Annotated in this window: 18 protein-coding genes, 1 pseudogene and 1 riboswitch; of the genes and pseudogenes, 6 read left to right on the top strand and 13 right to left on the bottom strand. The window is 73.5% G+C overall.

The features are described from left to right. Window positions 1-29: 29 nt before the first annotated feature. Window positions 30-245, top strand: a riboswitch (cyclic di-AMP (ydaO/yuaA leader). Between the two features lie 3 nt (window positions 246-248). Further along, entirely contained in the window at window positions 249-1,220 is a 972-nt protein-coding gene (locus ACIP4Z_RS13145) for a peptidoglycan DD-metalloendopeptidase family protein (protein WP_355347168.1), read from the top strand. A gap of 164 nt (window positions 1,221-1,384) precedes the next feature. Here the strand turns inward: ACIP4Z_RS13145 and ACIP4Z_RS13150 are convergent, their stop codons facing one another. The 8 genes from ACIP4Z_RS13150 to ACIP4Z_RS13185 all read right to left on the bottom strand — a co-directional run bounded on the left by ACIP4Z_RS13150 (window position 1,385) and on the right by ACIP4Z_RS13185 (window position 13,790). Continuing rightward, the gene (locus tag ACIP4Z_RS13150; RefSeq protein WP_401307247.1) at window positions 1,385-4,453 is read right to left on the bottom strand and encodes an AAA family ATPase; all 3,069 of its coding nucleotides are present in this window, start codon (window positions 4,451-4,453) and stop codon (window positions 1,385-1,387) included. Between the two features lie 10 nt (window positions 4,454-4,463). Further along, on the bottom strand, window positions 4,464-5,306 hold the full coding sequence (locus ACIP4Z_RS13155) for a phytanoyl-CoA dioxygenase family protein (protein WP_391160718.1): 843 nt from the start codon (window positions 5,304-5,306) through the stop codon (window positions 4,464-4,466). Window positions 5,307-5,440: 134 nt separating this feature from the next. After that, window positions 5,441-6,595: a transcription termination factor Rho gene (gene rho / locus ACIP4Z_RS13160; protein ID WP_355347174.1), complete on the bottom strand. Its 1,155-nt coding sequence runs from the start codon at window positions 6,593-6,595 to the stop codon at window positions 5,441-5,443. A gap of 376 nt (window positions 6,596-6,971) precedes the next feature. Continuing rightward, window positions 6,972-9,095: a restriction endonuclease gene (locus ACIP4Z_RS13165; RefSeq protein WP_401307250.1), complete on the bottom strand. Its 2,124-nt coding sequence runs from the start codon at window positions 9,093-9,095 to the stop codon at window positions 6,972-6,974. 135 nt (window positions 9,096-9,230) lie between these two features. Continuing rightward, window positions 9,231-10,604, bottom strand: a complete 1,374-nt coding sequence (locus ACIP4Z_RS13170; RefSeq protein ID WP_401307253.1) for a D-alanyl-D-alanine carboxypeptidase family protein — start codon at window positions 10,602-10,604, stop codon at window positions 9,231-9,233. A gap of 170 nt (window positions 10,605-10,774) precedes the next feature. After that, window positions 10,775-11,848, bottom strand: a complete 1,074-nt coding sequence (locus tag ACIP4Z_RS13175; protein WP_401307256.1) for an inositol-3-phosphate synthase — start codon at window positions 11,846-11,848, stop codon at window positions 10,775-10,777. After that, window positions 11,845-12,741 (bottom strand): MBL fold metallo-hydrolase, encoded by an 897-nt coding sequence (locus ACIP4Z_RS13180; protein ID WP_401307259.1) that lies wholly within the window; start codon window positions 12,739-12,741, stop codon window positions 11,845-11,847. The genes ACIP4Z_RS13175 and ACIP4Z_RS13180 overlap by 4 nt, the downstream gene beginning before the upstream one ends. A gap of 23 nt (window positions 12,742-12,764) precedes the next feature. Continuing rightward, complete coding sequence (locus ACIP4Z_RS13185) at window positions 12,765-13,790, bottom strand: LLM class flavin-dependent oxidoreductase (protein ID WP_355347189.1); 1,026 nt, start codon at window positions 13,788-13,790, stop codon at window positions 12,765-12,767. A 163-nt stretch (window positions 13,791-13,953) separates the two neighbouring features. Between ACIP4Z_RS13185 and ACIP4Z_RS13190 the strand changes: the two genes are divergently transcribed. Further along, on the top strand, window positions 13,954-15,273 hold the full coding sequence (locus ACIP4Z_RS13190) for a transglycosylase family protein (protein ID WP_401307262.1): 1,320 nt from the start codon (window positions 13,954-13,956) through the stop codon (window positions 15,271-15,273). Here ACIP4Z_RS13190 and ACIP4Z_RS13195 read toward each other — a convergent pair. The 4 genes and pseudogenes from ACIP4Z_RS13195 to ACIP4Z_RS13210 all read right to left on the bottom strand — a co-directional run. After that, entirely contained in the window at window positions 15,255-15,962 is a 708-nt protein-coding gene (locus tag ACIP4Z_RS13195) for a phosphatase PAP2 family protein (RefSeq protein ID WP_391160704.1), read from the bottom strand. The genes ACIP4Z_RS13190 and ACIP4Z_RS13195 overlap by 19 nt on opposite strands. Window positions 15,963-16,121: 159 nt before the next feature. Next, window positions 16,122-17,126, bottom strand: a complete 1,005-nt coding sequence (locus ACIP4Z_RS13200; RefSeq protein WP_355347198.1) for an aldo/keto reductase family protein — start codon at window positions 17,124-17,126, stop codon at window positions 16,122-16,124. 111 nt (window positions 17,127-17,237) lie between these two features. Beyond that, entirely contained in the window at window positions 17,238-17,774 is a 537-nt protein-coding gene (locus ACIP4Z_RS13205) for a discoidin domain-containing protein (RefSeq protein ID WP_355347225.1), read from the bottom strand. Next, window positions 17,748-20,141 (bottom strand): annotated as a pseudogene (locus ACIP4Z_RS13210) (discoidin domain-containing protein); the annotation flags it as partial. The pseudogene ACIP4Z_RS13210 and the gene ACIP4Z_RS13205, both read right to left, overlap by 27 nt. Window positions 20,142-20,613: 472 nt before the next feature. On the opposite strand from ACIP4Z_RS13210, the gene ACIP4Z_RS13215 reads away from it, so the two are divergent. The 3 genes from ACIP4Z_RS13215 (at window position 20,614) to ACIP4Z_RS13225 (ending at window position 24,882) form a co-directional block, all read left to right on the top strand. Next, window positions 20,614-21,975, top strand: a complete 1,362-nt coding sequence (locus ACIP4Z_RS13215) for a hypothetical protein (RefSeq protein WP_401307266.1) — start codon at window positions 20,614-20,616, stop codon at window positions 21,973-21,975. 121 nt (window positions 21,976-22,096) lie between these two features. After that, window positions 22,097-23,404 carry an AAA family ATPase gene (locus ACIP4Z_RS13220; protein ID WP_401307269.1) on the top strand — a complete coding sequence of 436 codons (1,308 nt, stop codon included), beginning with the start codon at window positions 22,097-22,099 and terminating at the stop codon, window positions 23,402-23,404. Between the two features lie 245 nt (window positions 23,405-23,649). Then, a complete protein-coding gene (locus tag ACIP4Z_RS13225) occupies window positions 23,650-24,882 on the top strand; it encodes a VWA-like domain-containing protein (RefSeq protein WP_401307312.1) in 1,233 nt (410 codons plus the stop codon). Between the two features lie 8 nt (window positions 24,883-24,890). Here ACIP4Z_RS13225 and ACIP4Z_RS13230 read toward each other — a convergent pair whose 3' ends face one another. After that, complete coding sequence (locus tag ACIP4Z_RS13230) at window positions 24,891-25,571, bottom strand: hypothetical protein (RefSeq protein ID WP_401307271.1); 681 nt, start codon at window positions 25,569-25,571, stop codon at window positions 24,891-24,893. A gap of 282 nt (window positions 25,572-25,853) precedes the next feature. On the opposite strand from ACIP4Z_RS13230, the gene ACIP4Z_RS13235 reads away from it, so the two are divergent. Beyond that, complete coding sequence (locus ACIP4Z_RS13235) at window positions 25,854-26,495, top strand: LAETG motif-containing sortase-dependent surface protein (RefSeq protein ID WP_355347210.1); 642 nt, start codon at window positions 25,854-25,856, stop codon at window positions 26,493-26,495. Window positions 26,496-26,650 lie beyond the last annotated feature (155 nt).

The following is a 26,650-nucleotide window of genomic DNA, read 5'->3' on the forward strand; positions in this document are numbered from 1 at the left end:
GCCGGATGCCCGCGAATTGCGAATGTCCGTCGGGCGGAACGCCGAATCCTGCCGCCGCCCGGTTTCCTGGATCTTTGATCACACACGGCAGGGGCGGGGGACCCAGGTAAGTCGCCGTCCAGCAGTACCGGACGGCTCGGGGTGAAGTCGCGGCGCCTTGCGTACACGCAACGGCATTTCCACGTGACCGGGCATCTCCTGCCCGAACCCGACAGCTCACCTCGTAGGCGTAGGAGAGGAAATCCCCCATGCCCGCAAAGGGACAGCACCGCAAGACCCGTATGAGCCGCCTCACCCGCATCTGCATCGCCGCGGGCACGGGTGGCGTGGCCATCGCCCTGCCGCTGGTCGGCGCGGGCATCGCCTCGGCGGCCGAGCCCGCCCACAGCGCCCCCGCCACCGCCTCGCACACCTCCGCCGTCAAGGCGACGACCGTGGCGGACAAGAGCGCCGCGCCCAAGGCCGCCAAGGCCAAGACCACCAAGTACTCCGTGGTCAGCGGTGACTCGCTGTCGAAGATCGCCGACAGCCACCACGTCAACGGCGGCTGGCAGCAGCTCTACTCCGACAACAAGTCGGTCGTGGGCTCCAACCCGAACCTGATCTACCCGGGCCAGCACCTCACGCTGAACGGCGCCTCCGCCGAGAAGCCCGCCACCGCGCAGAAGTCCGCCCCGGCGCCGAAGAAGTCGGCCCCGGCCCCCGCCAAGAAGGCGACCCCGGCGCCCGCCGAGACCACCGCCCCGTCGAAGTCGTCCGACACGACGACCACGACCACCAAGTCCGCCGACACCACCGCCGCCAGCTCCTCCGGCTACACCAAGCCGGTCGGGGACGCGGCGATCGGTACCCAGTACCACGCCTCCGGCGCCAACTGGTCCAGCGGCTACCACACCGGTGTGGACTTCCTGGTCGGCTCCGGCACCAGCGTGAAGTCGGTCGCCGCGGGCACCGTCGTCTCCGCGGGCTGGGACGGCGCGTACGGCAACGACGTGATCGTCAAGCACGCCGACGGCAAGTACACGCTGTACGGCCACCTGACCCAGGCGCTCGTCTCGGCCGGGCAGACCGTCACCGAGGGCCAGCAGATCGGCGTCTCCGGCGCGACCGGCAACGTGACCGGCCCGCACCTGCACTTCGAGGTCCGCACGACCCCGGACTACGGCTCCGACATCGACCCGGTCGCCTACCTGGCCTCCCACGGCGTCACCGTTTCCTGACCCGCCCGCTCCACAGCCGCTGTGGCGGCTCCTCGCGGCATCCGTGCCCGCCCGGTTCCTCACCACCGGGCGGGCACAGCCGCGTGACGGGCCGCGAGTCCACGTGGTCACGCGGGTGACGTGGTCACGCGGTGACGTCGTTACACGCTCACGTCGTTACGCGCTCACGTGTCCGGGAACAGCGCGGCCAGCTCGCCGCGTGAGACCACACCGAGCTTCGGATACGCCTTGTAGAGGTGGTGGCCGACCGTGCGCGGGCTGAGGAAGAGCTGCGCGGCGATGTCCCGGTTGGTCAGCCCGAGCGCGGCCAGCCGGACGATCTGCGACTCCTGCGGCGTCAGCCCCGCCTCGTCCGCGACCGACCTGACCGTGTCCTGACCCACCGTCACCGACGCTCCCGACGCGCCCAGTTCACTGCGCGCCCGGTCCGCCCACGGGCGCGCGCCGAGCCGTTCGAAGGTCTCCAGCGCGGCCCGCAGGTGTCCGCGCGCCTCGCTCTTGCGACGGGCCCTGCGCAGCCACTCGCCGTACAGCAGCGCCGTACGCGCCGACTCCAACACCCTTCGGTGCGGGTCGTGAAGGGCCAGCGCCTCGATGAAGTACGCCTCCGCGTCGGCGTCCTTGGCCCGCAGCGCCCGGCAGCGCGCCACCAGCGCCCGCGCCCAGTCCTGCCCGGAACGCGCGGCCCACGCCTCGAATCCGGCCACGGGCTCGTCCGCCCGCTCCGGCACGCCCAGCCGCACCGCCGCCTCCACCAGATCGGGGACGCCGCGCGTCGCGGAGATGTGGTGCCGTACGGTCGGCTCGGTCAGCAGCGACAGCCGGTCGAGCGCGAACTGCGTACGGCCCAGGCCCAGTTCGAGCAGCCCTTGCGACCAGTACGCCCACGGCGCGCCCGGCGCCATCGCCGTGCCCGCGCCGCCCGCCAGGGCCTCGTCCACCAGCCGGCGGCACTCGTCCTCGTCCCCGCGCAGCGCCGCGACATGCGCCAGCGCACTGCTCAACTGGCTGACCCACTGCCGCTGTCCGGTGTCCCGTGAGATCCGCAGCCCCTCGGACGCCGTGGCGACGGCCTCGTCGAGGCGGCCGTCGAACAGCTCCGCCTCCGCGCGGAAGAACATCAGCGTCGTCAGCCTGCCGACACCGCCGCTCTCGCGGCTCTCCGCCGCCAGCGTCGTCGCCAGGTCGTACGCCGCCGCGTCCTGCCCGAGCGCCAGGCCCACCCCGCACAGCATCACCAGGTCCCGCGGATCGACCCGGCCGCCGCGCGCGGCCCGTGACACCGCCGCGGCCTCGGCCACGTCGGGCGGTCCGGCCGCCGCGCTGCCCGGCCCGATCGCCCGCACCAGGAACTCCGCCACCGGCCGGATCGGCGCCCACGGCGGCAGTTCCAGCGCCGCCAGCCGCCCCAACGTCCCCGCCACCTCGTCGTCGCCGAGGTACCAGGCCGTATGCGTCGCCTGCACCAGCATCCGCGCCGCCGCCGCCGAATCCGCCTCCGCCAGCAAATTCGCCGCTTCCAAGAGGAGTTGATGCGCCGCGCCGAAATCCCCCTCCCAGAAGTCCGCGAGCGCCCGCACATAGAGCGCTCTGCCGCGCACGGCGGACAACGGGTTCGCCGCGCCCCGCGCCGCGGTGGACGCGGATTCCGTGGGTGCCGGGCGGCCCGGCCCGGACGGGTGCGGCGGAACGGGCCCGCCAACGCCGCCGGTGTCGGCGGTGGACGCCGGATCGCCGGGTGCGGGGCCGCCCGGTCCGGACGAGCCGGGCGAAGCGCTCCGCCCGGCGGCGTCGACAGCGGAAGTCGATCCGGCGGGTGCCTGACCGCCCGGCGTGGACGCGCGCGGTGAAGTGCCCGGCTCCGCACGGGCCGTTGGGGCCGACGACGGCTCCGCGTCGCCTCCTACGGCCGCTGCTTCCGCCTCGGTCTCGGCGGCGCGGGTCGCCTGGTCGGCGAAGGTGCGGGCGCGGGGGATGTCGCCCGCTTCGGAGGCGGATTCGGCGGCGAGGAGGAGGCGTTCGACGCGGGCGACGGGGTCGGTGCTGAGGCGGGCGGCGCGTTCGTAGGCGGCGGAGGCCGCCGCGTGGCCGCTGCGTTCGCGGGCGCGGCCCGCGGTCCGCTGGAGGGCGGTGGCCACGGCTTCGTCGGGGCCGGTGGCCGCGGCGGCCAGGTGCCAGGCGCGGTGGTCGGGGTCGCGTACCGGGTCGGCGGCCTCGGCGAGGGCGCGGTGCGCGGCGAGACGGTCGGGGAGGGCGGCGCGCTGATGGATCGCGGCGCGGACCAGCGGGTGCCGGAAGCGCAGCATGTCCTCGTCGTCCACGTAGACCAGGTTCGCCTCCTCCGCGGGCGGCAGGTCGTCGACGCCGACGCCCAGCACCGCCGCCGCGCGTACCAGGATGTCGGGGTCGCCGGTGTGGTCGGCCGCGGCCACCAGCAACAGCGTCTGCGTGCCGGGCGGCAGGTGGCTGACCTGGCCGTGGAAGGCCATCTGGAGGCGCGTGGTCAGCGGCAGCCCGCCGTCGGCCGCGGCGGAACCGCCCGCGCCCCGCGCGTCGGCGGACGGTCCGAGCGGGAGTTCCAGCAGCGCCAGCGGATTGCCCCGCGCCTCGGAGAGCACGCGGGTGCGTACGGTGTCGGCCGGTGCGCCGCCGCGGTCGGCGAGCAGCGCCCGCGCCGCGTCCTCGGGCAGCGGGCCGAGCCGCAGTTCGGGCAGGCCGGGCGCGGTGAACGACCCGGCGCCGTCACGTACGGCGAAGACCATCGCCACGCCCTCGGCGTCGAGCCGTCGCGCCGCGAAGACCAGCGCGTCGGTGGACGCCCGGTCCAGCCACTGCGCGTCGTCCACGACACACAGCAGCGGTCCCTCGCCCGCGTGGTCCGACAGCAGCGACAGCACGGCCAGGCCGACGAACATCGGCTCGCTCGCGGCGTCGGCCTCCAGGCCGAACGCGGCCCGCAGCGCCCGCCGTTGCGGCACGGGCAGCGCGTCCAGCGAACCCATCGCCCTGCGCAGCAGCAACTGAAGCCCCGCGTAGGGGAGTTCGGCCTCGAATTCCACGCCGGAGCTGCGGACGACCGCCAGGTCGCCCGCCGCCGCCACGGTCTGCTCCAGCAGCGCGGTCTTGCCGATCCCGGCGTCACCGCGCACCACGAGCGCTCCGCTGCGGCCCGCCCTCGCCCCCGCCAGCAGTTCTTCCAGCGCGGCCGTTTCCGTGTCCCGTCCGTACAACATGCCGGGCACGCTAACCGATCACGGGCCGGGAGTCCGCCTCCCTCCCCGAGGGCACCCGCGCGGACTCCATGCCGAGGCCGCGTCTGATCGCGGTCTCGACCGGCGAGTAGCCGCCGTCGGCCCGCTCCAGTTCGTACGGCGCCGCGGGCAGGAGCGGCGGCTGGGCCATGAAACGCGGACGGCTGCCGTGGTGCGGCTGGGCGGCGTGCACGAGGAACGGGTGGCAGAGGTAGACGTCGCCGGGGGAGCCGGTGGCGAGGGCGAGCGGGCGGTGTTCCGTGGCCGCCGCGATCTGCTCGGAGACCGCCAGGATCGAGGCGCCGGCCTCGCCGTACGGGGCGAGGACCGCGGGCACGTCCAGGTGGGAGCCGACGCGGATCCGGGTCGGCGCGTTCTCCTCGTCCACCTCGGTGAACAGGAACAGCATGAGCAGCGCGCGGTCGCGGGAGCGGACGTTGGCGAAGTACCACTGCTCGCCGGGGACTTCGTAGCTGCCTTCGATGTGCCAGCCCGCGTCGTCCGGCTCGTCCGGGTGCGGGAAGCGCAGCGGGAAGGAGCCGAGGGAGTACCGCGGTGACCAGCGTCCGGCGCCGACAAGACGGTCGAACGCGGCGTGCAGGACGGGGGTGTTGGCGGCCTCGGCGAACGGCGGCTGGGCCATGCCGCCCACCCAGTGCACCGGTTGTGTCCAGGTCGCGGGGTCGGCGGGGTCGCAGCCGGTCTCCTTCCACAGGAGATCGGCGCAGGCGCGGGCGGTCGGGGCGGGTACCGCGCCCTCGATCCTCACAAAGCCGTCCCTGAGGAAGGCCCGCTCCCACGCGTCGTCGGCGTGGCTGTCCGTGGCGTCGTCCATCCCCCGATCATCACGTCGCGCGATGTGCGACGGCCACCGGATTTTCTCCGGGTGCGGGTGCGGGTGCGGGTGCGGGTGCGGGTGCGGGCACCGGCGCGGGCTCGTGCCCGGTCCGGGTCCGGGTCCCGGCCGGCTCAGACCTCGCCGGGCACCGTGCTCCGGATCTGCCGCAGGAAGGCGTTGTTGTCCGGGGTCTGCCGGATCTTGTCCAGCAGGACCTCGAGGCCGGACTGGGTGCCGCGCCCTTGCAGGACCCGGCGCAGGCCGCGTACGACCGCCAGTTCGGGGCCGGGCAGCAGCAGTTCTTCGCGGCGGGTGCCGGAGATGCCGACGTCCACGGCCGGGAAGATCCGCCGCTCGGCGAGGGAGCGGTCCAGGTGCAGCTCCATGTTGCCGGTGCTCTTCAGCTCTTCGTAGTAGTAGTCGTCGGCGCGCGACCCGGTGTCCACCAGCGCGGTGGCCAGGATGGTCAGCGACCCGCCCTCCTCGGCGAGCCGGGCGGCGCCGAAGAACTGCTTGGGGCCGATCAGCGCGGCGGCGTCCACACCGCCGGTCAGCGTGCGGCCGCCGGTGGAGGCGGCCGAGTTGTGCGCCCGGCACAGCCGGGTCAGCGAGTCGAGCAGGACCACCACGTCCTGGCCCTGTTCCACCAGCCGCTTCGCCCGCTCGACGGCGAGTTCCGCGACCGCGATGTGCTGCTTGGCCGGACGGTCGAAGGTCGAGGCGATCACCTCGCCGCGCACGGTTCTGCGCATCTCGGTGACCTCCTCCGGGCGTTCGTCCAGCAGCACCACCATCAGGTGGCACTCCGGGTGGTTCTCGGCGACGGCCGTCGCGATGCTCTGGAGCAGCATCGTCTTTCCGGCCTTGGGCGGGGCCACGAGCAGGCCGCGCTGCCCCTTGCCGACCGGGGTCACCAGGTCCATCACCCGTCCGGCGAGCGCGCCGGTGCCGGTCAGCGCCGGGCTCTCCAGCCGCAGCCGCTGCCGGGGGTGAAGGGGCGTCAGGTCCCTGAAGTGCGGTCGCCCGCGCAGGTGTTCGGCCGGGACGCCGTTGACCAGGTCGACGCCGCCCAGCGTGCCGGGCTTTCCGCCGAGGGTGCCCTCGACGAGGTCGCCGTTCCTGAGTCCGGCCTGCCGGATCTGGGCCTGCGGTACGTGTACGTCGTCGGGTGTCGGCAGCAGCCCGGCGGATCGGAGGCGGCCCTGGCCGCCGTGGATGTCGAGTACGCCCGCTACCCGAACCGGCGTCTCCTGCCGGACGGGAGGGCGTTCAAGGATGTCAGTCATGGGAGTCGTCCTTTCTCGGACGAGAGGAAAGTCGTGTGCGCGGCAGGTCGCCGTGCGAGTACGGGGTGCGGCGGGTCTGGCGTGTGATGCGTCAAACGGGCATGCCGGAAAGGGATTTCGGCGTGAGCGGGCACAACACGCTCCACGTACCGCGGAGATCACCACAGGGCCGTCGTGCGACCGTCAGGTGATTCGAGAACTCCGTGGGGACCGGGACCAGAGCCATGGGGCCTGGGGCGCGTCACCGCGAGGAGCTGTCATTCAGAACGAGCACCGGCGCCGCAAGAAGGGGCGCAGACATGTGCTGCACACAGACCATAACACGGCGGGGTCGGCGGATGTTCCCGAACCCGTATCCGGGGCGGGAACCCGCCGCTCAGTCGACCGCGATCCCGTGCTCCCCGACCAGCGCCACCAGCCCGCCCGAGCCCGCGTAGCCCTTGCCGCCCGCCACGAAGCGCCAGTCGGCGCCCGTACCGCTCCTGCGGAAGGAGCCGAGCACCAGCGCCGTCTCGCCGGGCCTGCCGTCGGAGACCTCGAGGCGGTCGGCCTCGGCTCCGCTGGGGTCGGTGAGCCTGATCCGGGCGTCGGTGAATCCGGTCAGGTCGGCGTCCGGATCGGCCTCCGGGTCGACGGCGGCGACCAGCACCACCCGGTCCGCGCGGGCGGGCAGCCGGTCGAAGCTCACCCAGATCGCGGCCTTGTCCCCGCCGAGCGCGGGCATCATCCGCACACTGCCGTCGGGCGTGCGCGGATTGTTGAAGAAGACGAAGTGGTCGTCGTCCAGCACCCGGCCGCCCCGGCACACCAGCGCGCAGACGTCGAGCCGCACACCGCCCGCCCACCACATGCCGAGCACGCTCGCCTCGGAGTCGGCGTCCGCGTCGGCGTCGATACCGGGCAGCACCGTCGAGACCAGCGTCGGGGTGCGCTCGACGGTGCCGGGGGCGGGGCCCAGACGGCCGCCGAGCCCGTTGCTGTGCAGCAGGTCCACCAGGTCCGGGCCCGACACCAGCGTCAGCGGCTTGCCGTTGGCGAAGGCGTGCGAGGTCGGCCCGAAACCGGAGGTGGTGATCAGCACACCCTTGTTGGCGCCGACGCTCTGCACCGTGCCGAACAGGTCGCGTACGGCGCTCGGCGAGACCGTGTTGCGGTAGCGCTTGACCTGTACCACGATCTTGCCGCCGCGTATCGGGTCCGGGTCCAGCGCGTCCACGTCCACACCGCCGTCGCCGGAGCGCACCGTCGTGACCGCGTTCATCCCCATCGCCCGGAACAGCCGCGCGACCAGCTCCTCGAACTCCAGCGGGTCCATGGCCAGCAGGTCGGGCTCCTCCTCGCCGCCGTGCGAGACCATCGTGCGGCCCGCCTCGCCCGGCAGCCGGATGGGCTCGACGGCCGCGCGCTTGTCCGGGCGGGGGGAGAGCCGGCCGTCCAGCGCCTCGGTGAAGCAGTCGACCGCGTTGACCCGGTCGAGGTTGACCGCCGCGAAGGCGGCGTCCGACACCAGCGCGGAGGCGACGACGGTCTTCGTACGGTGGCCGGTGGCCGGGTCGGTGTCGTCCACGAAGCCGTTGAGCACCACGGAGTCCAGGACGTCGTGCGCGTCGGCGCCGAACAGCTCGCGCAGCACGAGCAGCAGGCACTGGGCCAGGACGTCCCGGTAGGCCGCGCGGCGCTCGGCGACCGGGCGCGCCACCTCCTTGTCCCGGTCGGCGCCCGGCATGTACCGCACCAGCGACGCCTCGGGCACCACGGAGAAGGCGGGCAGCTCCCAGTCGAGCACGAGCTGCCGGTCGGCCCGGTCGTAGGACGCCGAGACCTGCCGGGGCAGGCCGTGCGGCCATGCGGCGGACGCGTAGAGGGCCGCCGTCAGATAGTCCTCGACCGCCTCGGGGTCCCCGTCGCGCAGCGCGGCGACGGATGTCTCGACCTCGGCGTTCTGCCGCCGGATCTCCGCCAGCCGCTGATCGGCCCACTGCCGGTACTGCCGCTGGTAGTCGGCGAGTTGGCGCTGCCGCAGCGCCTCGGTGGCCTGCGCGGCCCGCAGGTCGTTCTCGTACAGCGTGCGGGCCCGCTCGCGCTCGTGCCGTGCCGCGCCCCAACCGCCGCCCTGCCGGGGCGTGTACGCGTTCGGGTCGGGCATCGGGATCGGCTCGGCGAGCCGTCCGGGGGCGAACGGCTCGACCACCTCGGGCGTCAGCAGCGCCGCGGGGGTGAAGACGGGCGCCGCGCAGCCGGCCGCCAACAGGCCCTGGAGCTCGGCGAACCGGCGCTCCAGGTCGTCGGTCCGCTGCCGCGCGTCGGCCTCCCGGCTCGCGCGGTACGCGGCCTGCTGCTCACGGCTGCGCCGGGAGGCGGCCCGCTCCGCCGCGCGCTGCTGCCGCTCGGTCTCCCGCCGCGCCTGCAACCAGGCGCGCTGCTGGGCCTCTTGCTGCCGCTGGCGCTGCCGCTGGACCTCGGCCCAGGTGGATACGGGACCGGAAGTACGGCGGCTCATGCGGGTACGGCTCCCTCTCGGCGCGGCGCTGCGGACACCGTGCGTGCCCCCTGCCCGGCAACTGAGAGTACGCCCCTGGCCAGCGCGTCGTCACCGCTTCCGGCCCACAGCGTGGCCCGAGTCGGCGCCCTTCGCTCAGCGCGCCTTCGCCGCGGACCGGCGGCGCAGCACGACCACCGAGCCCGCCGCGCCCAGCGCCAGCGCGCCGCCCACGTACCAGGTGGTAGGCGACGATGACGCGGCGTCCGCGGTGCTGGGCGCCTGCGGCGCGGGGGCGGGCTTCGGCGCCTGCGGCGCGGGGGCGGGCTTCGGCTCCTGCCGCGCGGGCTCCTGGGCGGGCTGCCGCGCGGGCCGCTCGGCCTCCTGTGAGGCGTGCGCGGAATCGTCGTGGTACGCGGTCGTCGCCGTGTTCAGCGTGCCGACCGACGAGGTACGGCCCGCGGCCGAGAAGCCCCAGTCCAGCAGCGCGCCCGCCTCGTGGTAGACCGCCTGCGGCAGCCCGGACTGCGGATTCATCACGGTCGCGATCAGTGTGCGGTCCCCGCGCTTGGCGGCGGCGACCAGGGTGTTGCCCGCGTTGGTGGTGTAGCCGTTCTTCACACCGATCACGCCGGGGTAGCGCTTGACGCCGTCCGCGCCGGTGAGCAGCCGGTTGGTGTTCTGGATGCCGAACGACTTCACGTACTTGCCGTGCGCGTCGTAGCCGCCGGGGAACTGCGCCCACCGGGTGGAGGCGTACGTCGCGAAATCCGGCATGGCCAGGCCCGCGCGGGCGATGACGGCCAGGTCGTAGGCCGAGGAGACCTGGCCCGGCATGTCGTAGCCGTCGGGGGAGACCACATGGGTGTCGTCCGCGCCCAGCATCTCGGCCTTGGCCTGCATCTGGCTGACGGTCAGCGGCACCGAGCCGTTCATGTGCGCCAGGACGTGCACGGCGTCGTTGCCCGAGCTGAGGAAGACACCGCGCCACAGGTCTGCGACGGTGTACGTCTGCCGGGCCTGGATCCCGACCAGGCTGCTGCCCGCGCCGATCCCCGTGAGGTCGGAGTCGGTGACGCGGTGGGTGGCGTCGCCGGGGAAGCGCGGCAGCACGGTGACCGCGAACAGCGTCTTCAGGGTGCTGGCCGGCGGCAGCCTGCGGTGCGGGTCCTTGGCGGCCAGCACCTGGCCGGTGCGCGCGTCGGAGACCGTCCACGACAGCGCGGACAGCCCGGACGGCAGCCGCGGCGACCCGGCGTGCGGCTGCACCAGCACCCCGTGCCCGGCGAGCAGCGGACCGCCGGCGACCACCGTCGCGGCGCCGGGGCCCGACGAGCCGCGCCCGCCGTCCGCGGGAAGGGCCGCCGCGGCGGCGGTCGCGGCGGCGGACACGGTGGCCAGCGCGGTCGCGGCGGCGAGGCAGCAGCCGACGGCCAGACACCTGGCGGCGGCCACCGAGGCCGCGACGGCGGGGGCGGCGGTCTTACGAGGACGGTCGTGGCGGCACGACGAGGCGCGGAAGACGTTCATGCCGTCACCGTAGGAACGCCGTGGCCGGGTCGGCGCGGCGACGTGACCCATAAGGATGAGACACCGCCGCCACCGGCGTGACGCCCGGGGGCCGACCGGCTGACGGCCGCTCACCGACCGGCGACCGAATCCGACGCGCCGTCACATCCCCGGTCCCCGAAGCCCGCTGATCACCCGTCGGACAGCGCCGCGAGCCCCGCCTCGATCGCGGCCTCGTCCAGCGGCGTGGGCGGGGCCTTCATGACGGCCGCCGACACCGGGTCCACCACGCCGCCGAGACCGCGGTCGAGCGCGGCCTTCAGATAGCGGACGGCGTCCAGCACGTTCCCCGCGGCGCTCGGCGAGTCGTCGACCTCCATCCGCAGGTCGACCTCCAGCGGTGTGCCGCCGAAGCCCTCCGCCTCGACCCGGATGAAGGCCACCTTCCGGTCGGCGAGGAACGGGATGAAGTCGGCGCCCACGTGCGACGGCGCCGCCTCGCCCGAACCCCCGTACATCCCCTGCGTCTTGGTGGCCTTCTTGCTCGCCATCCGCTCCGCGTCCTGCATGTTCAGGAAGTCCATGTTCCCGCCGCCGAGCAGTTGGTACGTGCTCCGCAGCCGTACGCCGTTGCGCGCGAGCACGTCCACCAGTGCGCGGTGCACGAGCGTCGCGCCGAACTGGCTCTTCAGGTCGTCACCGGCCAGCGGCAGCCCCGCCTCGGCGAACCGGCCCGCCCACCGCGGGGAGCGGGCGATCACCGACGGGATGCAGTTGAGGAAGGCGCACCCGGCGCGCAGCGCGGCCCGCGCGTACAGCTCGGACGCGGCCTGGCTGCCGACCGGCAGGAAATTCACCAGGACGTGGGTGCCGCTGTCCCGCAGCCGCCGCGCGATGTCGTCGACGGTGGCCGTACCGCGCGCGTCGACCTGGGCGGCGGCGCTGCGCCCGACGCCGTCGCTCAGCGCGCCCTCGGTCACCTCCACGCCGAGGTGCGGCACCTTCGCGAAGGCCCGCGCGTTGTTCGGCGGCGCCCAGATCGCCTCGGACAGGTCGCGGCCGGTCTTGGCCGTGTGGACGTCGAAGGCGGCGGTAAACCGCACGTCGGAGACCGCGTAGCCCGCGCACACCGGGTGGGTCAGGCCCGCCGGGCCCGCTTCCGGGCCGTCGCCGCTCCCGGCCGCGGACGCGTAGAACTCCACGCCCTGGACCAGGGAGGAGGCGCAGTTCCCCACGCCTATGACGCCGACGTTGACGGTCCTCATGCGCGCTCCGGGTCGAGAGGTTCGGTGCGGGGTTCGATGTGGACGAGGAAGTCGGCGAAGCCGTGGACGCCGGGGCGGGCGTCGACCGCGGTCAGCGCCGCGCGCAGGGCGCGCAGGTGGCCCACGTCCATCTGGAGCGGCGGCTCGTCCGGCTGGTGGGTGGTGCCGCGCGGGTAGTCGTCGCCGGGCGTGGTGGTCATCTCGATGTGACAGCCGAGCAGATGGGTGACCGGGTGCCGCTCGCAGAAGGCCAGCAACCGGTCCACGGTCGCGGTGTAGGCGGCCGGGTCGCGGACGTAGAGATGACCGGGGTAGAGGGTGTCGCCGGTGAACAGGATTCCGGTGCGCCGGTCGTGGAAGACGGTGGCGGCGGCCTCGTGCCCGGGGCCCGGCAGCACGTCGAGGACCCGGCCGCCGAGGTCGAACGTGGCGGCGCCCCGCGGCCAGTCCCGCAGCCCGTAGAAGGCGGTCACCGCGTCGAGATCCGGACCGACCACGACGGTACGGGGCCGGTCGGCGAACTGGGCGTCGCCCGCGATGTGGTCGCCGTGGCCGTGGGTGTGCGCCACCACCAGCTCGTACGCGTCCGGCTCGGTGCCCGGCTGGAGGGCCAGCCACGCCTCGATCGCGGCGTCCACGGTGCGGCGCAGCGGGAAGTGGCGGGCGTCGGCGGTAGCGCCGGTGTCCAGCAGCAGGGCGCGCTCGGCGCCGAGGAGCAAGAAGAGGAAGGGCGCCTCGAAGTGCACCGACATGTTCTGCCGCAGGATCAGGGTGTGTTCGTCGTACGCGTGCACCTGGATCTCCGGCGCCGGGTCGTGCTTGGCCGACGGCCACCCCGCGTGCCAGCGGACATCGAGGTCGCCGGAGACCGGTTCGATGATCTGTTCGCTCACCCGGTGACCCTAACCCGGCGCTCTCACGCTGCGGCCGGATCTCCCGAGGTGATCGCGGCCAGCAGCCGGTAGGACTCCAGCAGCTCCGCGCGGTCGTACGTACTGGTCGTGACGAGGAATTCGTCGGCCGCGCTGCGCACCAGCAGCGACTCCAGCGCCTTCGCGACGTCCTCGGGCGTGCCGTGCAGATGCCCGGCCATCGCCTCCTCGAAGCGTTCGCGCTCCGGACCCGTCATCGTGCGCGCGGCCGTCGACTCGTAGGGCGCGAGGGCCGGAAAGACGCCGTGGGTGCGGGACCAGGCCGTCGACCACGCCTCCGGGACCAGCAGCCTGCGGGCCCGCTCGCCGCTGTCGGCGACCGCGACGGTGCCGGACAGCACGACATAGGGGGCGGCCGACCACGCGGAGGGGCGGAAGGCGGCGCGGTAGCGGTCCACCGCGCGCAGCATCGCGTCCTCGCCGCGCACACCGCCGATCACCAGCGGCAGGCCGTGCGCGGCGGCCAGGTCCGCGCCGCTGCCGACGGCCAGCAGGAACACCGGCGGACGCAGCCCCTCGGCGGGCCAGGCGTGCACCTGCGGGTGGACCCGCTGGGTGCCGGTGAAGTACCCGAGCAGTTCGTCGATCTGCGCGTCGAACGCGCCCGCGGCCTCCTTGCCGCGGCCCAGTGCCTTGCGGATGCCGTCGGTGAAGCCCACCGACCGCCCCAGACCCATGTCGATCCGGCCCGGGAACAGCGCCTCCAGGACCCCGAACTGCTCGGCCACGACCAGAGGTTGGTGATTGGGCAGCATCACGCCGCCGGTGCCGACCCTGATCCGCGAGGTGGCCGCGGCGACCGCCGCCGCGAGCACCGTCGGCGCGGAACCGGCCACGCCGGGCACGCTGTGGTGCTCGGAGACCCAGAAGCGGTGGTAGCCGAGCGCTTCGACCTCGCGCGCGAACGCCACGGTGTCGCGCAGCGCCTGAGCGCCGTCCTGGCCCTCCCTCGTGCGGGAGCGGTCAAGGACGGAGAACGGGGTGTCGCGCAGCGGAGAGCTCACGTTCATTCCAACGCGTACCGGACTCCGTCATTCCCGAACCGCCCGAAACCGAACACTTGTCGTCACCCCTTGTGGCCGAGTGTGTACGGGCCCTATCTTTGGCCCGCCCGGCAATTCGGGCGTACGGCAGCCCAGGCCCCACGGGCCGGTCCTGGAGAGGACTCGTGCTATGCCCTTACGCGGACGTCACCGCCGATACCGCCCCAGCCGCGTATCGCAGGCATCCCTCACCGTCACCGCGGGCGGCGCCGGTCTCGCCCTGCCGCTGATCGGGCTGAGCAGCGCCCACGCGGCCGCCGAGAGCACCTGGGACAAGGTCGCCAACTGCGAGTCCTCGGGCAACTGGCAGATCAACACGGGCAACGGGTACTACGGCGGGCTCCAGTTCGCCTCCAGCACCTGGAAGTCCTTCGGCGGTACGGCCTACGCGCCGCGCGCCGACCTCGCCACGAAGAACCAGCAGATAGCCGTGGCCGAGAAGGTGCTGCACAGCCAGGGCCCCGGCGCCTGGCCGGTCTGCTCGGTACGCGCCGGGCTGACCCGTACCGCCGCCACCGCCTCCCACAAGGTCGAGGTGCCCGCCGCGAAGGTGCGGACCGCGTCCGACCAGGCGCGCAGGACGCCCGCGAAGGCCCCGGTCAGGAGCGAGACCAAGAGCACCGCGAAGGCCCGGGTCAGTTCCCCGGCCAAGGCGCCCGCGAAGAAGACCACGCCGAAGACCGCGCAGCCCAAGTCGGCCCCGGGCAAGGACCGTTACACGGTGAGGTCGGGCGACACGCTGTCCGGCATCGCCGACGACCACCATGTGGCGGGCGGCTGGCCCCGGCTCTACGCCGACAACCGCTCGGTGGTCGGCGACGACCCCGACCTGATCCTCCCCGGCCAGCGGCTCGACCTGCGGACCCCGGTGGCGCACCCGCAGCACACGACGCAGCGCGAGCCGCACACCACGACCCGTCCCAAGGCGCAGCCGAAGCCGACGCCCAAGGCCGCCCCGAAGGCCATGCCCAAGAAGTCGGTGGCCCCCGCGGGCACCCGCACGCTGGACCGTACGACGAAGCCCGCCGCGGCCCCGACCCACACCGCGTACACCCTGCCGGTCAGCGGCGCGCCGATCGGCACGCCGTACCACGCCTCCGGCTCAAGTTGGGCCAGCGGCTACCACACAGGTGTGGACTTCCTGGTCGGCACCGGCACCAGTGTGAAGTCGGTGGCCGCGGGCACCGTGGTGACGGCGGGCTGGGGCGGCAGTTACGGCTACCAGATCGTCATCCGGCACGCGGACGGCGACTACAGCCAGTACGCGCACCTGTCGCAGATCTCGGTCAAGGTCGGACAGAAGGTCACCTCCGGCCAGCGGATAGCGCGTTCGGGCTCGACCGGCAACGTCACAGGACCGCACCTGCACTTCGAGATGCGGACGGGACCCGAATACGGCGACGACATCGACCCGCTGCACTACCTGCGGGCTCACGGCGTCTCGATCTGATCGGACGGGCCGGGTCCGCCCGGCCCGCTCCGGCCGGCGAACGTCGTGAGCGGCGGCAGCGCCGCGCCGAGCCAGCAACCGGCGAAGAGCCAGCCGCCGACGACATCCGTCGGCCAGTGCACGCCCAGATACACGCGGGTGCAGCCGACGGCCAGCGCGACGAGCGCGCACAGCGCGGTGAGCAGCCGCCCCGTGCGGCCCGGCCGCCAGCGCAGCAGCCCCCAGGCCAGCAGCCCGGCGGCCATCGCGCTGGACGCGGTGTGCCCGGAGGGGAAGGAGTAGCCGGAGGCGTGCGTCGCCCAGTCCGCCGCGGGCGGCCTGGCCCGGTGCAGCGCCATGACCAGCAGCGTGCGTACCGCCTGGCCCGCGAGCAGCACGGCCAGCGCGAGCAGCGCCATGGGCACACCGCGCGAGGTCCGCAGCGCGCCGCGCCCCACACCGCCGCCGCCCGCCAGCCAGCCGCCCAGCACGGCGGCGAGATACGGGAACGGGCCGGTGCCGAGGTCGGTGACGGTACGGGCCACGGTCACCATGGCGTGCGGCCGGTGCTCCACCGACCAGCGGTGCGGCCCGGTGTCCACCGCGTACGGCGTGCCGTGCCTGGCCAGCACCACCCAGGCGAGCACCGCGAAGGCGGCGGCGAAGGCGGCCGGGAGCAGTGCGCGGCGCCATGGCGCGCGGGCGGTCACCGGGGGAGCGGCCCTTCTCGCTCGGTACGCGAAAGGTCCGCCCGGCCGCGGGCGTCAGCTTCGTCTACAGGCACGTAGACATACTGTACGCGGCGGCCGGGCGGGCTTCCCCTCGGCGCGATGGATCGGACCGTGTTCCGCGGGTGTGTGCCTCGGGCCCTACGGCCGCGCGGCGGGCGTGATCTGCGGTGTCTTCAGCGGGTCGGTGACCGCGACCGGCTCCAGGACGGCGTCCAGCTTCGCCAGCAGACCCGCGTCCAGGGTCACGCCGGCCGCCTTCACGTTCTCCGCGACCTGCTCGGGGCGGGACGCGCCGACGATCGCGGCCGAGACGTTCGGGTTCTGGAGCACCCAGGCGACCGCGAGCTGAGCCATCGTCAGACCGGCGTCGGCGGCGAGCGCGTGGAGCTGCTGCACCCGCCCCAGCACCTCGTCGTTCATCCAGCGGTCGATCATGTTCGCGCCGCCCTTGGCGTCGGTGGCGCGCGAACCGGCGGGCGGCTGCTGCCCCGGCACGTACTTGCCGGTCAGCACACCCTGCGCGATCGGTGAGAACACGATCTGACCGATGCCCAACTCCTCGCAGGCGGGCACCACTTCGGCCTCGATGACGCGCCAGAGCGCGGAGTACTGCGGCTGGTTGGAGACCAGCGGGATGCGCAGCTCGCGGGCGAGCGCGTGCCCGCGGCGGATCTGGTCGGCCGTCCACTCCGAGACGCCGATGTAGTGCGCCTTGCCGGAGTGCACGACGTCGGCGAACGCCTCCATCGTCTCCTCCAGCGGCGTGAACCGGTCGAACCGGTGCGCCTGGTAGAGGTCGACGTAGTCCGTCTGGAGCCGTCGCAGCGAGCCGTCGATCGACTCCATGATGTGCTTGCGGGACAGACCCCGGTCGTTGCGTCCGGGACCGGTCGGCCAGAAGACCTTGGTGAGGATCTCCAGACCCTCCCGGCGCTCGCCCTTCAGCGCCCGGCCGAGCACCGACTCCGCGCGGGTCTGCGCGTACGTGTCCGCGGTGTCGAAGGTCGTGATCCCCGTGTCCAGCGCCGCCCGCACACACGCGGTCGCCGCGTCCTCCTCCACCTGGGAGCCGTGGGTGAGCCAGTTTCCGTAGGCGATTTCGCTGATGATCAGGCCGCTGCGGCCAAGGTGACGGTATTCCATGGGACCGACTCTAGATCGCCCGCCCGTACCGCCGCGACCGGCGCGAATGCCCCGCCCCGGGGGCCCTGAGCTACGGGGCCGCCGGGGCGGGGAGTCGGTGCGGTCACCGGATCAGGAGGCGTAGGCCTCCAGCTCGGAGAGCTGGCCCGCCGGCCAGCCGGTGTTCCCGGTGAAGGTGAGCCGCAGGTAGCGGGTGGTGGTCGGGGTCAGGGTGACGGTCGCGGTGTCGGTACCAAGGGTGAAGGTGTAGCCCGCGGACGCCTTGAGCGTGCTGTACGTGTTGTTGTCGGTGGAGCCGAGGACGCTCAGCGTCTCGGTCCTGGTGCCCCAGTTGGTCGGCAGCTTCAGCACCAGCCGGCCGACGGTCTTGGCGGAGCCGAGGTCGACCGTCAGGGACTGCGGGAAGGCGCTGTTGGCGCTCTCCCAGTAGGAGTTGACGTTGCCGTCCACCGCGTTGGCCGCGACGTAGATGTCGGAGTGACCGGTGTCGGTGGCCGTACGGCCCTGCGCCAGGTTCGGGTTGGCGGGCGGGGTCGTGGGAGGCGTGGTGGGAGGAGTCGTCGGCGGGGTCGTCGGCGGGGTGGTCGGGGGAGTCGTGGGCGGCGTGGTCGGCGTGCCGTCGGCCGCGTAGACCTCGAACTCCGAGATCTGGCCCGCGGTCCAGCCGGTGTTGCCGGTGATGTTCAGCCGGACGTACCGCGCGGTGGCCGCGTTGAAGGTCAGCGTGGCCGTGTTGCCCGACGACGGGTTGAAGGAGACGCCGCCCGAAGCCTTCAGCGTGCTCCAGGAGCTGTTGTCCGTCGAACCCAGCACCGACAGGGTCTCGGTACGGGTCGCCCAGTCCGCCGACGGCGGAAGCTTGAGCGTGACCTTGCCGATCGACTTGGCCGCGCCGAGGTCGACGGTCAGCGTCTGCGGGAAGGCGTTGCTGTTGCTCTCCCAGTACGAGGACGCGTTGCCGTCGACGGCGTTGGCCGCCGAGTAGCTCTGCACCGCGGACGAGGCGGTCGCGGGGCGGCCCTGCGCCAGGTTGCCGTTGGCCGGAGTCGTCGGCGGGGTCGTCGGGGGAGTGGTGGGCGGCGTGGTCGGGGGCGTGGTCGGCGGGGTGGTGGGAGGCGTGGTCGTACCGCCGCCACCGCCGGTCGGAACGCCGCCGTTGGTCCAGATCGGGGTCGGCCAGGTGCCGGTGCAGGTCTGCCCAGTGATACCGGAGTTGCCGCCGCCGTCGATGATGTTCAGGCCGGTGCCGACGCAGTTGTGGATCGGGGTGGCGGACTGGGCGATGTTCTTCGCCTTGACGTTGATGAACGTCATGTCGGCCGGTGCCTGCGCCTGGATCGCGTAGGTGCCCGCGCCGTCGATGTTGACGTTCTTGAACGTGACGCCCGTGACGCCGCTCTCGATCGACTGGATCGCCTCGTAGGAGCTGTCGAGGATGTCCGTGTCGGTGATCTGGATGTTGGCGTCGACCTTGCCCTGAAGGCCGTCGAACCAGATGGCGCCGACGCCGAACTGCCAGTTGAAGTCGCTGTTACCGGTTCTGATCAGCGTGTTGCGCGCCGCCGTGATGGTGCCCGCGACCGCGGTGCCGGAACCGGCGTTGACCCCCGGGTAGCGGTTGGCGATGTGCAGGCCGCCGCCGTTGGAGATGGTGTCGGCCATCACGTTGTCGGAGATGTTGAAGTCCTTGCCGCCGTACGTGACGATGTTGTTCGCCAGGATCGGCAGCACGACCGTGTTGTGGTCGAAGCTGTCGTTGACATTCGGCACGTTCTCCGGCCAGCCCGCCAGACCGTCGTCACCGGTGTTGCGCACAAAGGTGTTGGTGACCGTGGAGTTGGTGACGCCGATGTGGAAGTTCACACCGTCGGCCGTCGTGTCCAGGATGCGGCTGTTCTTGATGGTGAAGTGGTCCATCGGACCGTCCATCCACGCACCGCACTTGACGTGCTGCAACCACAGGTTGTCGACGGTGGAGTTGGACATCGCGCCACCGAGGCCGTTGACCTGGTCGTTGTCCTCGCGCTCGCGGATGTCGCCGATGATGGCGAAGTCCTTGAGGTTGACGTTGGTGCTCGGCCCGCCCTGGTTGGTGTACTTGCCGTAGATACCGGCCGCGTTGGAGCGGTTCACCGGGTCACGGCCGCCGAGCACGCTGTACCAGGGGCCGGCGCCGACGAGGGTGACCTTGTCGACGATGACGTGGCTGTACAGCGTGAAGTTGCCCTGCGGGATGTATACGGTCTTGCCCTGCGCCTTGCCCGCGTCCACGGCCGCCTGGAACTTGGCGGTGGAGTCCGTGGCACCCGTCGGGTCGGCGCCGAAGTCCGTCACCACGTCGAGCGCGCCCGCGGGCTTGGCGATCGGGGCCGCGACCGTCTCGAAGTCCGCCAGGTCGATGGTGAACGTCGGGGACTGCGCTGTGGACGTCACCTGCACGCGGATCTTGGTGCCGGCCGGGTACGTGGTCCCGAACATCGTCCGCGACTCGTCGTAGAAGTGGTGCGGGTTGGTGTCGCCCGGGTTGTTGTTGAACGGGTAACCGCCGTAGTACCAACTGTACTTCGAGGTCACCGGCAGGGTCTTGATCGAGGTCCCGTTGGCCTGCACGTCCAGCGTGGCGTCCCTGCCCTTGCCGTCCGCGGTGTCCGGGAGGCTGTAGCGCAGCGACATCGCGTTCGCGGGCGCCGTCAGCGTGAACTCCACGTACTGTCCGGCGGCGCTGAGGGTGACGGCCTGACGGCCCGACGCCTCGGACGGCAGGTGGCCGTAGTAGCGGTCGGGGCCGATCAGCGCGCCGTTGGTGTTGGCGTACTCGGCCTCGAGCTCCTTGAACGGCACGTTCGCGCCGCGGCCCGATATGCCGACGGGTGAAGGGGCGGGTACGCCTGCCGCGTGGGCGGCGGGGGCGTTCGCCAAGGTCACGGCGGTCAGCGCGGCTGCCGCGGCCACGGCGAACGACAGCACCGCGGCGGCGCCGCGCTGTCTGACTCTGCGGCTTCTTTGAGGACTCAACTCATGGCTCTGCAATGAGTGCGACACAGGCACACGTCCTTGCGCGTCGAGGGGGGTGAGAGGGGGGTGGAACTAGGGGGGAACTAGGGGGGAACACCCGGCCAGGCGTGGAGAGACTACGAGGCGGGTCGCAGTAAGTCCATGAGTCTGCGCAAAAATGCGATGGCTCCTCGCAATATTCACGACACCTGACCGTCATAGACGGCTCCAAAATCCGATAATTCCCGATGCTCCACACATCCGAGGCCGTCACGCCCGGCGGCCGGCGTCACCGGCTCTCCGTCCGCCGGAGCCGTCTGCTCGCCGTGCGCTCGCGGTCCGCTCTCCGTCCGTCGGAGCCGCCGGCTCCACGGCCGTCTGACGGAGGCTCACCCGTTGATGGAGTCCGGGCGGCGGCTGTGCCTATGATGGGCGCGATGACGAACTCCTTCTCGTACGGAATGGGGGAATCGTTCGACCAGGGTGAGTGCTGATGGCACCTCACCTCACGGACGAGATTCCCGCCCATGTGTTGATGTGGCGCCGCGTACGCGAGCACGCCGTGCCACCGTCCATGATCGAGACCGCCACCGCGCGGCGCGCCGTCGGCGACTGGGCCGGGGCGTGCGCCGCGGCCCGGGTCGACGCGGATCTCGATCTGCGAGCCGTGCGCACGCGGCACGGCACCGAACTGGCCGCCCGACTCCGGGCGGATCTGCGCCGGTTGGCACCCGATCTGCTGCGCTGGCACATGCCGAGGATCGCGCCGGACGGCCGCTTGCGGCCCGGTGTGACCATCCTCCTCGCGCGGTACGGCGCTTCGGCCGGTCCGCCGGTCGACCTGGTCGTACGGACACCGCCGGCCAGAGCCGACGCGGGGCAGCGGATGGCGCTGGCGCTGTGGCAGGAGCCGGGGCACGGCACCGCCGGAATCCACCCGCACCCGTATCCCGAGCGGCGCTTCCGGCTCGACCTGCACCGGCATCTCTGGGACGCCGGGCGGAGCGGCGAACTGGCGCGGCGCTGCGGCGCGGACGAGGGTCCGTGGGCGTCGGGGCGGTGGGCCGCGGAGGCCGAACTGCTGCTGTGGGCCGAAGGCCGCCCGCGCGGCGCCTTCGCCGTACGCCTGGGCGCGCGCGACCGCGCCGCGTTCGAACTCGTCGCCCCCGACGACAGCCATGCCCCGACCTGCCGGCCGCTGCGCGAACCGCTGCGACCGCACGACATCGCGGCGCTGCCCGTACTGCCGGAAGCGGCGGCCCGCGTCCTGCCGGACCTGGAACTGCTACGGGCCGGGCTGATCACGGCCGACCGGCTGCACCCGCTGGTCGCCGCGGCGCTGGCGTCGTACGACACCGCCCCGGCCGCAGGTCACGGCCCCGAGCCCGATGATCCGCACCGGGTGGAGTGCCGCGGCGAGATCCACCGGATCGCGCTGCGGAACGGGGTGCTGACGGCGGTCGACCACGACCCGGCCGAACTGCGCCGCGAGGACCTGCTGGTGGCCCTCGGCGGACCGGCGCTGCCCTGTCTGCGGGCGATCGACGCCGTGCACCGCGACCCCGAGGCACTGCCCGCGGTACGGGAACGGCTGCGCCACGGCGACATGGCCGGGGCGCTGGCCGTCGTCGAAGGACTGCTCGGGCCGCGCGCGGTACTCCGCGACGGGCCGCTCCGCGAGGAGTTGGAGCGGGCCGCCGTCCGCCGCGTCGACCACGGCGTCTTCCGCGCGGGACTCGTCGCGGAACACCCGGCCTCGGCGCAGCGCCGTCCGCGCCTCGTCCGCCATACGCCGCGGCACATTCGCGCCAAGCGCAGCAGCCGGGCCAGGCCCCGCACCGGAACGGCCCGCTGACCCTCCGCCACCTGATTACCAGTCAGGTCCTTTACCTGCACGGCGCGTTGAGCGCCGCCATGCCGCACAAACCCTTCGGAGCGGGCCGTCCCGTTCCCCTGACCAACCCCAGGTGATGCCCATGACGTCCAGCACCCTCCTGCCCACGACCGCCTTCACGACCGCTCCCACGACCGCCTTGACCTCTGCCTCCGCCCCCGTGAGCGACCCTCAACTCGCCGTCGCCGACGACCTTCTGACGCTCCTTCGGACCAGCACCACGGAACCGCGCCCCGATGAACAGCTCGAAGCGCTCGCCCTGGCCGTCGCGGCCGACCTGCCCGTACTGCTGTGGGGGGAGCCCGGCATCGGGAAGACCGCGGCGCTGACCCAGCTCGCCGCCTCCCTCGACCTGCCGCTGACGACCGTGATCGCCAGCGTCCACGAGCCGACCGACTTCTCCGGGCTGCCCGTCCTGGGCGACGACCCCGCGGTACGCGGTGTGCCGATGGCGCCGCCCCAGTGGGCCGTGGAACTGGTCCGCGCCGGGCGCGGACTGCTCTTCCTCGACGAACTGTCCACGGCCACACCGGCCGTTCAGGCGGCGCTGCTCCGGGTCGTGCTGGAGCGCCGGGTCGGCGCCCTGCAACTGCCGCCCGGCGTACGGATCGTGGCCGCCGCCAACCCGCGCGCGTCCGCGGCCGACGGATGGGAGCTGAGCCCGCCGCTGGCCAACCGCTTCGTCCATCTGTTCTGGGTGCACGACCGTGAGGTGGTGGTACGCGGCCTCGGCGGCGTCTGGCCGCGCCCGGAACTGCCCAGGCTCGTACCGGAGTCGCTGCCCGAGGCCGTGGCCCTCGCGCGGCGCGCCGTCTGCGGCTTCCTCGAAGCCAGGCCGACGCTGATCCACCGGCTGCCGAGCACGGAGACGCGGCGCGGCGGCGCGTGGCCCTCGCCCCGGAGCTGGGAGGCCGCGCTGACCTTGCTGGCGTTCGGTACGGCGGCCTCCGCGTCCCGCGAGGTGCTGGCCCTGCTGGTGCGGGGCGCGGTGGGGGACGGGCCGGGACTTGAACTCCTCGCCCACCTGGACCGGATGGACCTGCCCGACCCCGAGGCGCTGATGGCCGACCCGCCGACCGTGGAACTGCCCGAGCGCGGCGACCTGCGGCAGGCGGCGCTGGAGGCCGTGGTGGCCGCGGTCGGCGCGCGGCCGGAGCGGGCGCGGTGGGAGGCGGGCTGGGCGGTGCTGGTCAGGGCGCTGGAGTCCGGCGCCCCCGACCTGCTGGTCGCCCCGGCCACCGCGCTGGCCGGACTGCGGCGCGACGACTGGGAGGTGCCCGCGGCGGTGGAGCGGCTGGTCTCGGTCATCGGCCTCGCCCGCCGCGCCGACCAGTCGGTGGCGCGGGTCGCGGACGCCGAGGCGGCCCGGACGAAGAGGACGGGCCGATGAAGGACACGGCGAAGCGTCGGATGACGGACACCGTCAAGGAGCCCGTGGCGGTCACCGCGAAGGGGCCCGTGGCGGTCACCGCGAAGGAGCCGGTGGCGGTCACCGGGAAACGGCCGGTCACCGCGCGACCGCGCCCGATGCCTCCGCCCGCGCCGCCGCGCCCGGTACGGCCTCTCGCGCCGAGGCGGCAGCGCCCCGCCGACCAGCCGTACGCTCCCGGACTGCCCCTCGACACCGAGAAGTTGATGGCGGCCCGGCTCCACGCGGTCACGGTCCGCCCCTACCTCGCCAGCGCCCTCTTCGCCCTGCACGTGGTGGAGGACCGGTCGGTGCCGACGATGGCGGTCGACGCGTACTGGCGCTGCTACGTCTCGCCCGGTTTCGTCGCGCGCACCCCGACGGAGGAACTGGCCGGCGTCTGGGTGCACGAGGTCTCCCACCTGCTCAGGGACCACCACGCGCGGGGCGAGCGGTACGCCAGGGAGCACGAAGAGCCCGGTCCGGGCGGGCGGGAGGGGGCGGGAACGCCCCCGTCCGAGGGTCGGGAGAGGCTGCGGCGCAACATCGCCGCCGACTTCGAGATCAACGACGACATCTACGGGGACGGTCTGCCCCGGCCCGGCGGGGCCGTGCTGCCGTCGCTGCTGCGGCTGCCCGACGGCCTGCTGATGGAGGAGTATCTGCGGACGGCGTCGATGTCCGGGCTCGTCGGGGACCTGGCCTGGCTGGACTGCGGCAGCGGCGCCGACGGGCAGGCCAGGTCGTGGGAGCTGGGACCGGACGGGGCGCACGCCCTGAGCAGGCAACAGCGGGACGCGGTCCGCTTCCGGGTCGCCGAGGGGATCAAGGGGCGGCCGGGGGAGGCGCCCGAGGGCTGGCGCAGATGGGCCGAGGAGGCGTTCCATCCCCCGCAGCCGTGGCGGCAGTTGCTCGGGGCAGCGGTCCGCTCGGCGGCGGGCGCGCCGGGCGCGGGCGAGAACCACAGCTACCGGCGTCCCTCACGGCGCTCGGCCGCCGTCCCCGGAGTGCTGCTGCCGAGCCTGCGCCGTACACCGCCGCGGGTCTGCGTCGTCATCGACACGTCCGGCTCCGTGAGCGACGCCGAACTGGGCGCCGCGCTGCTGGAGGTGGCCGCGATCTCGCGGGCGGTGGGCGGGCGGCGCGACCTGGTCTCGGTGATCTCCTGCGACGTCGCGGCCGGTGTGGCCGTACCGATCTGCCGTGCCGAGGGCATCGAGCTGATCGGCGGCGGCGGTACGGATCTGCGCTCCGGCTTCGCCCGCGCCCTGCGCTCCCGGCCCCGCCCGGACGTCGTCGTCGCCCTGACGGACGGTCAGACACCGTGGCCGTCCGAGCAGCCGCCCTGCCGTACCGTCGTCGGCCTCTTCCCCCGCCCCTCGCGCGCCGTGCGCGAGGACGACGCCGAGTACGTCCCGGACTCCCCGCCGTCCTGGGCGCGTGTGGTCACCATCGGCTGAGCGGCACCTCAGCGGCGGGGCGCCGACCGCCGGGGGGAGGTGAGAAGGAAGGGGCGGGCGGCGCGGTCGCGGTGCCGGGTGGACTGCCAGCCGCGGGCGTCGAGGAGCGCCGCGCACCGGCCGAGGTGGCCGGCCGCCTCGTCCGGGGCGGCAGCGCCCCGCCAGGACACCTCGACGGCGCCGTCCTGCGCGGAAGGCGTGACCGTATAACCGTCAGGGGCGGGCGGACAGCCCGCCGCTTCGAGGGCCAACGCCACGGCGTGCACGAGCCGTTCGCGCTCCCACGGCGCGGGCACGTCGGTCACGCCGTCGAGGAGCACCGCTCGGATTCCCAGCAGGCCCTCCCACGCGGCGGCCACCTCGGCCGCGCGGGCGGGACCGCGGCCGGGCGTCACCGTCCCCGTACCGTCGTCGGCCGTGAAGGTGCCGTCGGGGACCGCGGGCGGCTCCGCGGCGGCTTCCGCCTCCCGCGCCGCCTGCCGTGCCGCTTCGGCCGCCGCCAGCGCGGCGCGCTGCCGCAGACCCTCCTGGGACAGGTAGTAGGCGGGGTGGCCGCTGCGGCTGTGCGGCACCGCGAGACCCGCCGCCACCAGCGCCGCGCAGACGTCGGCGCGCGCCGAGAGCCGGCCGGTCGACGGATCGGAGCCGACGACCGCCTTCCGCTGAGCGGGGGTCAGTGCCTTGGCCACGCGACCTGCCTCCTTCCGCCTGACGTGCCCCGTGCTGTCTCCCGCACGGTACCGCCCGCGGCCGACACTCCCCGCGCGCCGCGACCAGCGGGCCCCGGACCGGCGCCCGGTGATCGAATCCCCTGGAATTGCAGGTGAATTGATACGGGCTCCGTAATGGTGGGGGGCGGTCGCCGGGCGGAATTCCGCCGGGTGTAGGGTCCCGGTCCCCGTAGTTATGGCGGACGGGGGCGTCGCCAGGGAGTCGGAGAACACAGCGAAATTCAGGGAGGATTCATGCAAATGACGCGCCAGAGCCGCAGGCGCTCCGGTGTCATAGCGGGCGCCGGAATGGCGGCGCTCATCGGGTCGGCCGTACTGGCCGCGCCCGCATCGGCACACACCCCCAACTGGTCGGTGGACTGCGACTCGGTCTCGGTCCACCTCACCGCCTACAACGCCCGGGTCACCAACTCGGTGACCGTCTCCGTGGACGGCGGCGCCGTGCTCGCGAGCAATGAGTCGTTCGGCGGCAGCTACGACTTCACGGGTGCGCTGCCCGACCACAGCACCGCGATCAAGGTGCACCTGGTCGTGAAGGCGGGCGACGGCAAGCAGTACGGCAGGGACGAGTACAAGACGTCCGAGCCGTGCGAGAAGCCGCCGACCACGCCGCCGCCCACCACGCCCGAGACGCCGCCGCCCACCGCGCCGCCGACCACCCCGGCGTCCGAGACGCCCACTGCCCCGCCGACCACTCCCGAGACGACCGCGACCTCGAACGCCCCGGTCGTGCAGGCCAGCACCTCCCCGGCCTCCGGTGACCTGGCCGAGACCGGAAGCTCCAGCTCGACGCCGATGATCGCGGGCATCGCCGCGGCCGTCGTCGCCGCGGGCGCGGGCCTGCTCGTCTTCAACCGCAGGCGCGGCGCGGCACACCGCTGATCCGCCGCACCACCGGCCGCTCGTCCCACGGGCGGCGTCCCGGCGCGGTGGGCGGCGGGCCCCCCCCGGCCCCCCCCCCCCCCCCGGGGAAAGCCACCCCCCCAACCCCGGGGCGGGCCGAACCCGGCCCGCGGGCACCGCCGCGCCCGCCCCCC

Origin of the sequence: Streptomyces sp. NPDC088910 (assembly GCF_044749865.1) — a bacterium.
Lineage (GTDB): Bacteria > Actinomycetota > Actinomycetes > Streptomycetales > Streptomycetaceae > Actinacidiphila.

Excerpts from the sequence above, each read along its gene's own strand:
- ACIP4Z_RS13190 (WP_401307262.1), top strand. The coding sequence starts at position 13,954 with ATGCCCTTACGCGGACGTCACCGCCGATACCGCCCCAGCCGCGTATCG.
- ACIP4Z_RS13200 (WP_355347198.1), bottom strand. The coding sequence starts at position 17,126 with ATGGAATACCGTCACCTTGGCCGCAGCGGCCTGATCATCAGCGAAATC.
- ACIP4Z_RS13145 (WP_355347168.1), top strand. The coding sequence starts at position 249 with ATGCCCGCAAAGGGACAGCACCGCAAGACCCGTATGAGCCGCCTCACC.
- ACIP4Z_RS13155 (WP_391160718.1), bottom strand. The coding sequence starts at position 5,306 with ATGGACGACGCCACGGACAGCCACGCCGACGACGCGTGGGAGCGGGCC.
- ACIP4Z_RS13215 (WP_401307266.1), top strand. The coding sequence starts at position 20,614 with ATGGCACCTCACCTCACGGACGAGATTCCCGCCCATGTGTTGATGTGG.
- ACIP4Z_RS13170 (WP_401307253.1), bottom strand. The coding sequence starts at position 10,604 with ATGAACGTCTTCCGCGCCTCGTCGTGCCGCCACGACCGTCCTCGTAAG.
- ACIP4Z_RS13185 (WP_355347189.1), bottom strand. The coding sequence starts at position 13,790 with ATGAACGTGAGCTCTCCGCTGCGCGACACCCCGTTCTCCGTCCTTGAC.
- ACIP4Z_RS13235 (WP_355347210.1), top strand. The coding sequence starts at position 25,854 with ATGACGCGCCAGAGCCGCAGGCGCTCCGGTGTCATAGCGGGCGCCGGA.
- ACIP4Z_RS13225 (WP_401307312.1), top strand. The coding sequence starts at position 23,650 with ATGGCGGCCCGGCTCCACGCGGTCACGGTCCGCCCCTACCTCGCCAGC.
- ACIP4Z_RS13220 (WP_401307269.1), top strand. The coding sequence starts at position 22,097 with ATGACGTCCAGCACCCTCCTGCCCACGACCGCCTTCACGACCGCTCCC.
- ACIP4Z_RS13175 (WP_401307256.1), bottom strand. The coding sequence starts at position 11,848 with ATGAGGACCGTCAACGTCGGCGTCATAGGCGTGGGGAACTGCGCCTCC.
- ACIP4Z_RS13150 (WP_401307247.1), bottom strand. The coding sequence starts at position 4,453 with ATGTTGTACGGACGGGACACGGAAACGGCCGCGCTGGAAGAACTGCTG.
- ACIP4Z_RS13165 (WP_401307250.1), bottom strand. The coding sequence starts at position 9,095 with ATGAGCCGCCGTACTTCCGGTCCCGTATCCACCTGGGCCGAGGTCCAG.
- rho (WP_355347174.1), bottom strand. The coding sequence starts at position 6,595 with ATGACTGACATCCTTGAACGCCCTCCCGTCCGGCAGGAGACGCCGGTT.